Source organism: Candidatus Proelusimicrobium excrementi (assembly GCF_937881865.1).
Lineage (GTDB): Bacteria > Elusimicrobiota > Elusimicrobia > Elusimicrobiales > Elusimicrobiaceae > Proelusimicrobium > Proelusimicrobium excrementi.
The window spans coordinates 1-8868 of record NZ_CALGEO010000105.1 but is presented as its reverse complement, the minus strand read 5'-3'; the positions used below and the strand labels follow the sequence as shown (position 1 = coordinate 8868).

The window sequence follows — 8868 nt, the reverse complement described above, 5'->3', positions numbered from 1 at the left end:
CCGCGGCGAACTGCACCTTACGATTTTGATTGAAAATATGCGCCGCGAAGGGTTTGAATTGGCGGTTTCCTCCCCGGAAGTTATTTATAAAGAGGAAAACGGCAAAATCTTAGAACCTATGGAATACCTCATTTTGGATATTACTTCCGATATGCAGGGCGCGGTTTTTGAGCTTGTCGGCACGCGCGGAGCCAAGCTGGAAAATATGGTCAGCGAAGGCGAAAACAGATTAAGGCTTGAATACGTTATCCCCTCAAGGGCTTTAATCGGCTTTAAGAACGAGTTTTTAACTTCCACCCGCGGCAAGGGTATTATGCACCACAGTTTTTACGGTTATTACCCCAAGGTGGATGTTCCGCCGTTAAGAAGCAACGGCGTATTTATAGCCAAGGAAGCGGGGGAAACCACCGCTTACGCCATAAACAGCTTGCAGGACGGCGGACAGCTGTTCGTCGGCCCGGGCGTTAAAGTTTATGAGGGCATGATAGTAGGGCAGAACTCCAGGGATAATGACTTGGTGGTCAACCCCAATAAAACCAAAAGGCTTTCAAATATGCGCTCAAAAGCCGCGGACGACGCGCTGTTGCTGACTCCTCCCAGGATTATGAGCCTTGAACAGGCCATTGAATACATCGCCCCGGACGAACTTGTGGAAATTACGCCCACTTCCGTCAGGCTCAGAAAGAAAATCCTTAATATTTACGAACGCAGAAGAGCCAATAAGAAAGAAGAAGAGGGCACCGGCGAAGAATAAGCCTTACAAGAGTGTGTTTTTGGTTTCGCCGGAAGGATAAAGCAGAATGATTGATATTTCCGAATTAAGTTACCATATAGGCAAAAGGACTATTTTTGAAGACGCCTCGGCCTTTATCGGCAAAGGGCAGAAAGTCGGACTCGTCGGTTTAAACGGCTGCGGCAAAACAACCCTTTTTAAACTTATTTTGGGCAGGCTTTATCCCGACGGCGGAAAGATAAGCGTTTCAAGCGGGACGGTTTTAGCTACGGTCGAACAGGAAATACCGGATATAAACCAAACGCCGCTAAATCACGTTTTATACTCCGATTTGCGCTTAAAGAAGCTTTACGACGAACTGGCGCAAAATCCTTCCGGCGTACGCCTTGCCGAAATATACGATAAGCTTGATTCTTTGGGCGCGCACGGCGCGGCCGCGAGAGCCGGCGCGATACTCGGCGGATTGGGGTTTTCCAATGCGGATTTATCAAGGCCTTTAAAAGAATTTTCCGGCGGGTGGCGCGTCCGCGCGGCATTGGCCGCGGCCTTGTTTGCTCCAAGCGACTGCCTTTTATTGGACGAACCTACAAACCATTTGGATTTGGAAACGGTCATCTGGCTTGAAAACTGTCTTGCCAAACTGGATAAAACGCTTATCATAGTCAGCCACGACAGAAACATTTTAAACAAAGTCTGCGATAAAATCATACTTGTAGACGAATGCAAACTAAAGACTTATACCGGCGATTACGACACCTACGAAAGAACCCGCCACCTCCAAACGGAACAGCTGGTAAAAGACGCCAAACGCTATGAAGAAACAAAAAAGCATTTACAGGCTTTCGTAGACAGATTCCGTTATAAAGCCAGCAAGGCCAAGCAGGCTCAAAGCCGCCTTAAAATGATTGAGAAAATGGGCGACGCGCCTAAAATCCCTTTGGAAAAGAGCATAAGTTTTTCTTTCCCTCAGCCTCAGCATTTGGACGCTTACCTTTTTACATTGGAAGACGTCAGCTGCGGATACGACGATAAAATCGTCCTTGATAAACTTAATTTGACTATTACCCAAGATGATAAAATAGCTTTGCTCGGCTCCAACGGCAACGGTAAATCAACTTTAGCCAAGCTTTTGGCCGGGAGAATACACTCCATGAGCGGCAAGCTTACTTATGCCAGAAAACTGAAAACCGCATATTTCGCCCAGCACCAAACGGAAGAGTTTGACGTAGAGTCCACCCCTTACGCCACCGCCAAAGCCGCCATGCCGGAAGCCAAAGAGGCGGAAGTTTATACGCATTTGGCGCGTTTCGGCTTGGAAAAAAGCAAAGCAGATACGGAAATAGGCAAACTTTCAGGCGGGGAAAAAAGCAGGCTTTTGCTTTCGCTCATCACTATAAACAAGCCCAATATTTTAATTTTGGACGAACCCACAAACCATTTGGACATAACCAGCCGCCGCGCTTTAATTGAAGCTTTAAACGAATATGACGGCGCAGTAGTATTGGTTACGCACGACTTTCACATATTGGAATCCGTATGCGACCGCCTGCTTTTGGTGGCCGACGGCACCGTTAAGCCTTTTGACGGTGATTTGGAAGATTATAAAAATTACGTTTTGCACTCTTCCCGATCTTCTTCGGAGGAAGACTCTTCCTCTGAAGGCGGGCGCAAGGAAAAACGCAAAAATGCGGCCAAACTCCGGGCCGAAACGGCTCCTTTGAGAAGCAAAATCAAAACTATTGAACGCCGCCTTGAAACGCTTTCTTCCCAAAAGGAAAATCTGGAAGCGCGCTTAATCCGCGGATACGAATCGGGGCTGAGCATAGAACTTGCCTTTATAAACAAGGAAATTTCCGACGCGGAAAAACAATGGGAAGATCTTTCCACCCAGCTTGAAGAAATCATGAACGGCTGAACTTATGGCAATTTATAACCGGGCAAACCTTTTAGGCTTGCCCGGTTTTCATATATATAGACCGTCCGCGGGGTAATTCTGCACTGCGGCGTAAATACTCCGGCGGATTTATCACTTAAACACTTTTATTCTTTGGGCGGGGGGAATCATCTCCTTTACGCCCGCTTCGCCGCCGGCGACGCCGAAAGGCATTTGCGCTATAAGCTTCCATGAAGGCGGCACGTTAAAAGCTTTTGCTATTTCCGCGTCGATAACAGGGTTATAATGCTGTAAGTTCGCGCCCATGCCCAAATTGGCAAGGCCAGTCCAAATTATATACTGTAAAATCGCGTTGCCCTGCTGCGCCCACGGTGGAAAATTCTCCCTGTAAGAGGGGAATTTGCTTTGCATTTCCTCTGTAATTTTTACGTCTTCAAAAAACAGTATCGTGGCGTAAGCTTTTGCAAATCCTTTTATCTTTGCTTCCGTCGAGGGGAACTTTTCCGGCGGGACTAAAGCTTTTAAAGTCCGCTTTACTATATTCCAAACTTTTGCGTGGCTTTCCCCGAAAGCGACTATAAGCCTTGCGCTTTGGCAATTAAACGCCGAAGGCGCGTTTAACAGCGCGAAATCAATAAAATCAAGTATTTCCTTTTGTTCAAGCGTGGCTTTGTTTTCCAAAGCGTAAATACTGCGTCTTTTCCTTACCGCGTTAAAAAAATCCATTTCTGTTCCTCCTTGCCATTATATAGTTATAGCGGCGGAGGCAAAAAAATCAATGGGGCTCGCTAATCAAAAAAGCCCTCCTTTTGGGAGGGCTTTTTAAATATCGCCGGGACTTCTATTGGGCGGAAGAAATAATATCCTCGGCCCGCATTAAAGATTCGTCTATGTTTTTGCAGATATTCTGGCGGCCTATTATATCCAAAAAGCCGTATTTATCCAGCATTTTATGCGGCTGACGCTGTAAATGCGAAAGAATGATTTTAACCCCGCTCGCCGCGCAGCGTTTGTATATTTTGTAAAGCGCGTGATAGGCTGTTGCGTCCATAGCCGGTACGCTCCTCATTCTTAAAACAAGCACTTTGCAGTCTTTTATATTGCTAAGAGTGTCTATAAAAATATTCGCCGCGCCGAAAAAGAACGGCCCGTTAATTTCATATACGGTTACATGCTTGGCTATTTTTTTGGCGTCGATATCGTCTTTATGGTGAACTTCGTCCATAATGTCGTCGTCGGCGTTGGTTACGTTATAAACGTCCGACATACGCTTCATAAAAAGCACCGCCGCCAATACCAGGCCGAACTCTATCGCCGCCACCAAATCTATAACCACCGTAAGCGCAAAAGTTACAAGCAAAACCAAAATATCGCCCGCCGGCGCTTTAAACAGAGAAACGAAACTGCGCCAATCGCTCATTCTGTAAGAAACGGTAAACAAAATGGCGGCAAGGGCGGTCATCGGAATAAGGCTTATATAATTCATAAGGCATAACATCATTATGAGGAGAAACACGCTGTGCGCTATACCGGCCAAAGGCGTTCTTCCGCCGTTGTCGATATTTGCGGCAGTCCTGGCTATCGCGCCTGTGGCGGGCAGTCCGCCGAAAAGCGCGGAAACTATATTGCCGCAGCCCGTGGCCACAAGTTCCATATTGGAGCGGTGTTTTTTACCTATCATACCGTCCGCAACTACGGCCGAAAGCAAGCTTTCTATACCGGCCAAAAAGGCTATCGTAAAAGCCGGCCTTAAGAGTTTAAGGACTATATCCAAGTTTATATCTGGCAAATGCGGTGTTATAAGGCCGGTTTTTATATCGCCGAAAGTGCTTCCTATGGTTGCGACGGGCAAATCCCAAACTTTTACTATAATCGTGCTTATTACCAATGCGGCCAAAGAACCGGGGAAAAGTTTAAGCTTTTTCGGCCAAAACACTATAATTGCCAAAGCCAGCGCGCCTATAAGCAAAGTGGGCACGGAAGTTTGGGCAAAACTTTGGAAATACAAATTCCACTTGGCGAAGAAGGCCGAGGGAATATCGGTAAGGCCGAGGCCGAAAAAGTCGTTAATCTGCGTTGAAAACAGCACTACCGCTATACCGCTTGTAAAGCCTGTGGTTACTGGGTAAGGTATAAACTTTAAGAACGCGCCGAATTTTAAAAATCCCATGATTATCAGGATTATGCCGGCTAAAAGCGTGGAAACCAGCAAACCTTGCAAACCGTATTGCTGGATGATTCCGTAAACTATAACGACAAACGCGCCCGTGGGGCCCGCTATCTGCACGCGGCTTCCGCCGAGCAGGGAAATGGTAAAACCGGCCACTACGGCAGTTATAAGGCCCTTATCCGGCGTTACGCCGGAGGCTATGGCCAAAGCTATGGAAAGCGGCAGAGCTATACAGGCAACAACAAGCCCGGCCGTCAAATCCGCGATAATTCTTTCACGCGGGAACTCCTTCTTCCTGTGTTGAAGAAGGCTTAACAATTTGGGTTTCAATTTCATTTTATTTCTAAGGTTTCCAAGTAAGCTTTAAGTTAAGAATATATATAATTTTATCTTTTTTTGTATGCGGGCCGCAAATTATTTGCCGCCGCGCGGACGCTTTTAAATAGCTGCGGCTCCCTCTTGTATTATCGGCAGGAAGTCATCCTGTACGGGCTCCCTTTCTTTGTCTTCTTCATTTGTTTCCGACTCGGGCGCGTCCGCTTTGGGCTGAGGGTCGGTAACAAGATTCAGAACAATGTTAAATGTTAATTTAAGCTGTTCGAAGAAGTCCTTTTCCGATATACTTTCATCAGGCTGATGAGGGCCGTTTCCGTTCTCCTGCAGAAGCGGGCCTATGCCGTAAGTTATTACGCCGTGGCGGCGCAGGAATTCGCTCTCGCTTGAAGCGGGCGTAAGGCCGGGCAGAACCAAAATGCCGGGGAAGGTTTGCTCCGCGGCTTTTTCTATGGCTTTAAAAAGCGGGTCGTCAAAAGAAGCCGGCGGCTGAGGAAAAGGAATTTCCGGCCTTTCTATAACGGTAAGAGTTACGTTTTCGTCCTCGGCGAACAATGCGCTTAATTCATCTACGAAAGCCATAGGGTCGCTTTGCGGCAGCAGGCGGCAGTTTAAATTGGCGGAAGCTTCGTTAAACGCCGTATTGGCTTCGGTGCCGGAAGTCAGCACGGTGGGGGTAATGGTATCGCTTATTTGGGTTTTAAAAAATTCGTCTTCGCTGATGATTTTTGCCGTTTGCTGGGCCTGAAGAGGATCTTCCGACGCAAGGAGTTTTAAAGTCGTTTGAGCGTCGTCGTCCTGATAGGGGAAAATCCTTTCAAAAAAAGTTTTGGCCAGCGGTGAAAATTTATATAAAGGCTGATAGCTTTCTATGGTGGCCAGCGTCTGCGAAAGCTTATATATGGCGTTATTTGCCCCCACCGATGAGGCATTCCCGCCGTCGCCTTTTGCCGTTACGAGTATATCCATATACATTTTGGTTGCGGCTTCCACGAACAAAATATCAACGGGTATTTTGCCGTCTTCGTTTTTCATTACGCCGCCGCCTTCGTTAAGGGCGTAGCCGGCTTTAAGCTTTTCCGGGTATCTGTCGTAAAGGAATTTTATTCCTTTTTCGCTGCCGCTTTCTTCATCGGACGTAAAGAGAAAAATTATATCTCTGTTAAGTTTAAAATCGCCTTTTGAGAGCCTTGTAAGTATGGTTAAGTTTATGGCCGCGTAATTTTTGGCGTCGGTGGAACCCAGGCCGTATATGCGGTTATCCTTAAGGGTTGCTTTGGCAGGGGGCAAAGTCCAGCCGTCTTGTATGGCGGCGGTATCCAAATGCGATATCAGGATAAGGGGCTTTTCGTTCCGTTTGGCCAGTTCCTTATCGGCTTTAAGCACTGCTATAAGATTGCCGCGCGGCTTTTCCGTGCGGTAGATGTCCCAGTCTATTTTATATTTGTTCAGCTTTTTATATATGTATCTTAAAGCTTTTGTTTCCTGCGGCTCCGGCTGAGAGGTGTCTATATTTATCAAATTTATAAGATTGTCTTTAGCCGATTGGTTCAGCGCGTCAAAATCAAGCTCTGCGCAGTTAAGCGCGCAGGATAGAAATAAGGCCGGCAGTATTAATAAAAACGGTTTCATTTTAAATAGAACTCCAGGGCGGAACCTTCTTTGATGTCGTGCTTCTTTACGCTTCCGGCGGGCAATTCCAAAACGTATTGCCCGAATCCGCCTGCCGTCGCCACCTGATTATCCGGCGTATAAACGTATGAATGCGGGACGTTTGCCGCATAGGAAAACACTTTTAAATCGGAGGTTATAAAAATTATATCCAAATCTATGAGGGTGTTTTTCATCCAAAAGTAGCGCGGTTCGTCCGAGTCGAAAACAAACAGCATTCCCGAGCCTTCCGGCAGTTCGGTGCGGTACATAAGGCCCTTTTCCGTTTCCTCGGGAGTAACGGCAAGTTCCGCCTTGACGATAAAGCCGTCCGGCAGGATAATGTCCGTGGTTTTGGGCCCGCATCCGCAAAGGAAAGCGGCCAATATAAACAGATATTTCTTCATTATTATAATTTTAGCAATTTAAGAGGCTTTTATCATTTTGATATAATTTAACTGTGCTTAAAGTGACTAATCTTTCCGTAAGCTTCAATTCTCCATCAGGCATGGTAAAAGCTCTTGACGGACTCTGCTATACCTTAAACGAAGGCGAGATTTTGGCCGTCGTGGGGGAATCCGGCTGCGGTAAAACCGTACACAGTCTTGCCCTTACGCGGCTTTTGCCGCCGGGCGCAAAGGCCTCGGGCGAAGTGCTTTACAAGGGGAAGGATATCCTTAAAACCGAGGGGAAAGATTTGCGCGCTTTAAGGGGGGCTGAAATCGGAATGATTTTTCAAGATCCGATGATGTCCCTCAACCCGGTGTTTACCGTAGCCGCACAAATGACGGAAACTCTGCGCGCGCACCTTAAAATAAGCAAAAAAGAAGCTCTTAAAAAATCGGCGGAGCTTTTGGCGAAAGTCGGCATAGACGAAAAATTTTTAAACTCTTATCCGCATCAGCTTTCCGGCGGAATGCGTCAGCGCGTAATGATAGCCCTTGCCCTCAGCCTTAACCCGGGCATATTGATAGCCGACGAACCCACCACCGCCTTGGACGTAACCGTTCAGCTGCAGATTTTGGAACTTATAAAAAAACTTCAAAAGGAATACGCCGCTTCGGTAATTTTTATCACTCACAATTTGGCTATAGTCAATAATATAGCGGATAGGGTTTTGGTGCTTTACGCCGGCGAAAAAGTGGAAGAATGTTCAAAAGAAGATTTGTTTAGAAAACCTTTGCACCCTTACAGCGAGGGACTTTTAAATTCCGTGGTCAAACTTTCCTCAAAAGAGAAAAGGCTTAAAGCCGTTAAAGGCGCGCCGCCCGCGCCCGGGAAGGAATTTAAGGGCTGTAAGTTTGCGCCGCGATGTCCGTATGCTTCGGAAAAATGCAAAACCCGCAAACCGCCTTTGTTTGAGGCTGGCGTCGGCAGGCTTGTGAAATGCTGGAAATACGAGGACGCTAAAAATGGCTGAACTTCTTAGAATAGAACACGTAAGCAAAACTTATATTTCCGGCGGATCGTTTTGGGGTGGGGAAAAGATAACCGCGCTTAAAGACGTAAGTTTTTGCGTAGAAGAGGGGGAAAGCTTCGGTTTATTGGGGCCTTCCGGCTGTGGCAAAAGCACTTTGGCGAGGCTGATTTTGGCTTTGGAGCGCCCCGACGGCGGTAAAATTTATGTTGACGGGCGGGATATTTCATCTTTAAAAGGGCGGGAGCTAAAAGCTTTCAGGCGCAAAGTTCAGCCCGTGTTTCAAGATCCTTACGCCTCTTTGAATCCTAGGATGACCGTCGCCGAAATTTTGGCCGAACCTTTTTCGGTGCACGGGGAGCATTATACGCACGCTTCCTTAAAAAAGCTTTTAAGCCAGGTGGGGCTGGCGGAATCCTCTTTGGCAAAATATCCGGGCGAATTTTCCGGCGGGCAGCGTCAGCGCATAGCCATAGCGCGCGCTTTGGCTTTAAAACCAAAGCTTATTATCGCAGACGAGCCACTCTCTTCCCTGGATGTTTCCGTACAGGCGCAGATACTCAATTTGCTGGCCGATATTAAGGAAGAATACGGCCTAAGTTTGGTTTTTATATCGCACGATTTGGCTTTGTGCAAATTTTTATGTTCAAAAGCGGCGGTAATGGATAAAG

The 8868-nt window shown here is 47.0% G+C and carries 7 protein-coding genes and 1 pseudogene; 4 read left to right on the top strand and 4 right to left on the bottom strand.

Translation table 11 applies throughout. From position 1 onward, the window contains the following. Together ACQY26_RS04675 and ACQY26_RS04670 are read left to right on the top strand one after the other, a co-directional pair. A pseudogene (locus ACQY26_RS04675) lies at positions 1–754 on the top strand (translational GTPase TypA); the annotation flags it as partial. A gap of 46 nt (positions 755–800) precedes the next feature. Further along, positions 801–2648, top strand: coding sequence for an ATP-binding cassette domain-containing protein (locus ACQY26_RS04670; protein ID WP_428047972.1), 1848 nt, complete (start codon positions 801–803; stop codon positions 2646–2648). A gap of 111 nt (positions 2649–2759) precedes the next feature. Here the strand turns inward: ACQY26_RS04670 and ACQY26_RS04665 are convergent, their stop codons facing one another. From ACQY26_RS04665 to ACQY26_RS04650, 4 genes are all read right to left on the bottom strand, one after another. Then, the gene (locus ACQY26_RS04665; RefSeq protein WP_428047971.1) at positions 2760–3353 is read right to left on the bottom strand and encodes a nitroreductase family protein; all 594 of its coding nucleotides are present in this window, start codon (positions 3351–3353) and stop codon (positions 2760–2762) included. 115 nt (positions 3354–3468) lie between these two features. Then, positions 3469–5133: a SulP family inorganic anion transporter gene (locus tag ACQY26_RS04660; RefSeq protein ID WP_428047970.1), complete on the bottom strand. Its 1665-nt coding sequence runs from the start codon at positions 5131–5133 to the stop codon at positions 3469–3471. A 102-nt stretch (positions 5134–5235) separates the two neighbouring features. Further along, on the bottom strand, positions 5236–6762 hold the full coding sequence (locus tag ACQY26_RS04655) for a M20/M25/M40 family metallo-hydrolase (RefSeq protein WP_428047969.1): 1527 nt from the start codon (positions 6760–6762) through the stop codon (positions 5236–5238). Further along, positions 6759–7187 (bottom strand): DUF192 domain-containing protein, encoded by a 429-nt coding sequence (locus ACQY26_RS04650; protein WP_428047968.1) that lies wholly within the window; start codon positions 7185–7187, stop codon positions 6759–6761. Before ACQY26_RS04650 ends, ACQY26_RS04655 begins: the two co-directional genes overlap by 4 nt. Before the next feature lie 53 nt (positions 7188–7240). Here ACQY26_RS04650 and ACQY26_RS04645 point away from each other — a divergent pair, with 53 nt between their 5' ends. Together ACQY26_RS04645 and ACQY26_RS04640 are read left to right on the top strand one after the other, a co-directional pair. After that, the gene (locus tag ACQY26_RS04645; protein ID WP_428047967.1) at positions 7241–8200 is read left to right on the top strand and encodes an ABC transporter ATP-binding protein; all 960 of its coding nucleotides are present in this window, start codon (positions 7241–7243) and stop codon (positions 8198–8200) included. After that, positions 8193–8868 (top strand): ATP-binding cassette domain-containing protein (locus tag ACQY26_RS04640; RefSeq protein ID WP_428047965.1); only part of this gene is annotated, 676 nt, incomplete at its 3' end. The genes ACQY26_RS04645 and ACQY26_RS04640, both read left to right, overlap by 8 nt.

Excerpts from the sequence above, each read along its gene's own strand:
- ACQY26_RS04670 (WP_428047972.1), top strand. The coding sequence starts at position 801 with ATGATTGATATTTCCGAATTAAGTTACCATATAGGCAAAAGGACTATT.
- ACQY26_RS04665 (WP_428047971.1), bottom strand. The coding sequence starts at position 3,353 with ATGGATTTTTTTAACGCGGTAAGGAAAAGACGCAGTATTTACGCTTTG.
- ACQY26_RS04660 (WP_428047970.1), bottom strand. The coding sequence starts at position 5,133 with ATGAAATTGAAACCCAAATTGTTAAGCCTTCTTCAACACAGGAAGAAG.
- ACQY26_RS04655 (WP_428047969.1), bottom strand. The coding sequence starts at position 6,762 with ATGAAACCGTTTTTATTAATACTGCCGGCCTTATTTCTATCCTGCGCG.
- ACQY26_RS04650 (WP_428047968.1), bottom strand. The coding sequence starts at position 7,187 with ATGAAGAAATATCTGTTTATATTGGCCGCTTTCCTTTGCGGATGCGGG.